Below are 2,576 nucleotides of genomic sequence, written 5' to 3' on the forward strand. Positions count from 1 at the left end.
TCCAGCAGCCATATCCCAAATTTGCAGGTTATCTTCCCAAAAGCCATCGGTTCTTCCAGCAGCCACATAAGCTAAATCAAGAGCAGCAGCACCAAAACGGCGAAGTCCGGCAACCTCTGCCATCACATTACGTAATTCAATAAGGTAGGTTCCATGATTTGGGCGACCAAAATGAGGCATTCCTGTGGCAATGACACAATCTTCTAGTCTGCGTCGAGCAGAAACGCGGCAGCGGCGGTCATTGAAAAAAGCACCACACCCACGTTCTGCTGTGAAGAGTTCATCACTCACGGGATTGTAAATGACACCAGCAACGATTTTTCCTTGGCTTTCTAAAGCAATGGAAACAGCAAAAAAAGGAATGCCATGGAGAAAATTTGTGGTGCCATCTAAAGGGTCAACAATAAAACGGTGTTGTGAATCTTCTCCAATGATTTCTTCTGACTCTTCCATCAGAAAACCAAATTTGGGGCGCGCCTTGCTTAGTTCATTGAAAATAATTTTTTCCGCTTTGCGATCTGCTTGGCTGACATAATCTGCTGGTCCTTTCAAAGACACTTGCAAATTTTGCACTTCACCGTAATCACGTACCAACGAGCGTCCTGCTTTCATTGCAGCTTGCACCATGACATTCATGACTGCAGAATGGGCCATTTTTTATTCCTTTATTTATCTTTTTCATTTGCGCGACGCAAATAAATCAACTCATTGGTGTCTACAATGATACGTTCACCAGCATTCATAAAGGGGGGAACAAGAATACGAATCCCGTTTTCAAGAATGGCGGGTTTATAAGAGGAGGTAACCGTTTGTCCTTTAAGTGCAGGATCGGCTTCCGCAATTGTGACAGCAACTTGATCAGGAAGTGAGATGCCAATAGGCTTTTCTTGATAAAGTTCAACTGTGACAGTCATCCCATCTTGGAGAAACGCAGCACGTTCACCAACAAAATCCTTTTGAAGTTCAAGTTGTTCATAAGATTCTGAATCCATAAAGACCAAAGCATCCCCTTGTTGATAAAGAAATGTGAAATCCTTTTGTTCAAGGCGCACGCGTTCAACTGTCTCAGCAGCACGAAAGCGTTCATTAAGTTTTGTACCATCAATCAAATTTTTCATTTCAACTTGGTTAAATGCACCACCTTTTCCTGGTTTTACAGCGTTACATTTAACAGCAACCCATAAGCTTCCTTGATGTTCGATCACATTACCAGGGCGAATTTCATTGCCATTAATTTTCATCGTTTCTATCCAATTCTATTCTTGCAAAAAGAACTCTCTTGTTGTTTTTATGGCGCTTTTCTTTGCTGCCTTTAACAGTCAAGCTCTTTTGTTATTTTCGGGCTAAAATCCCTTTGATTAACCTTGCGGCTCTCTCATGGTCCTGTGTGCTCTTTATGGGCTTTCTCCTGCTTTTTGCAAAGAGAAAAGCTTAAGTAAAAAAGGACCTTTATGTATTTTTGCTTTTCAGTTCTTTGCAAGACCATAAAAAGCGCTCAGACGCAAGCTTTTTAAAAATTTGCACAAAAATTTTTTAGAATTTTTGGGGAAATTTATCCCGTTGTGTCGTAAAATATCATCATTGATGGCAATAATATAATTGATGGCAATGATATAAGTTCCCTAAAACCATGAGGTGTTTTTAATTAAGAATATGTGATGAATATGTGAATACGGAGTTTATTATAGTGTCTCATGGGATAGAGCGTGGTGTTAGCTTTCATTTTGATCAGAGAGTAATTGTAAAAAGGCTCTTTGTTTTATCGAGATTAGGACTCTAAATTTTTTTAAAAGCAGGTATTTTTCTGTACTTGATGCGATTTCATCATGGTGGTATGGGGGCTGTTGTTTTGTTAAGATATCAGCATAGAAAAAGACAAGTGGAGCATTTAGGATATCGGCTATTTCTTTTAAACGCTCTGCGCTGACACGATTTAAGCCGTTTTCATATTTCTGGATTTGTTGGAAAGTAACACCTAAATGTTGACCTAATGTTTTTTGAGACATCTTCAACATTTTTCGTCTCAAACGAATTTTTTTGCCAATGAATTTGCCGCTGAAAATGTCGTTATAAGGATTTTTACCAAAACCCTAGAAAATGCTACACGGGATATAGAAAACTCTTCAGCTGCTTCAATCACAGATAGTCCAAGTTTTGCATTTACATCTTCGCGTAACAATTCACTAGGGTGTGGGGCATTTTCATTATTTTTAGTATTCTTCTTTTCTTAAATCTCAAAGCTATAATTTACACTATTTTGTATTGTCACAATCTATAATAAAATTTATCCACTCTGGCTAAAAATGAGGTTTTTTATTGAGGTGCAAATCTCTTTGCCTTTCGCAAGAGCTTTTAAGTCTTTACGTGTAAAATATAGAGTATGTTTACATTAAATAGCGGGTTCATCTGGGCTGAGTATTTATATAAGAACGCGGCTCTCCGTTCACGTTATACTGAAAAAGAGACACTATAGTGCTACTATTTAATCTTATTCTATAACTCAAATTCACACCCATGTTTTGTTGCTTTTGAGGTTGATCTGTATAGATCACATTATATCCATTCCGTCGCAACAG

General features: G+C 38.2%; 3 protein-coding genes. All 3 read right to left on the reverse strand.

Annotation, left to right across the window (positions count from 1 at the left end):
* On the reverse strand, positions 1 to 654 hold a 654-nt coding region (locus ACFIL8_RS09085; protein WP_375689512.1), incomplete at its 3' end, for an inositol monophosphatase family protein.
* A gap of 11 nt (positions 655 to 665) precedes the next feature.
* Complete coding sequence (gene efp / locus ACFIL8_RS09090) at positions 666 to 1,241, reverse strand: elongation factor P (protein ID WP_375611746.1); 576 nt, start codon at positions 1,239 to 1,241, stop codon at positions 666 to 668.
* Between the two features lie 471 nt (positions 1,242 to 1,712).
* Positions 1,713 to 2,063 carry a helix-turn-helix domain-containing protein gene (locus tag ACFIL8_RS09095; RefSeq protein ID WP_375681307.1) on the reverse strand — a complete coding sequence of 117 codons (351 nt, stop codon included), beginning with the start codon at positions 2,061 to 2,063 and terminating at the stop codon, positions 1,713 to 1,715.
* Positions 2,064 to 2,576: the final 513 nt, after the last annotated feature.

The organism is Bartonella sp. AP57NXGY (genome assembly GCF_042195805.1).
Lineage (GTDB): Bacteria > Pseudomonadota > Alphaproteobacteria > Rhizobiales > Rhizobiaceae > Bartonella.

Coding starts and splice junctions, on each gene's coding strand:
- efp (WP_375611746.1), bottom strand. CDS start 1,241: ATGAAAATTAATGGCAATGAAATTCGCCCTGGTAATGTGATCGAACAT.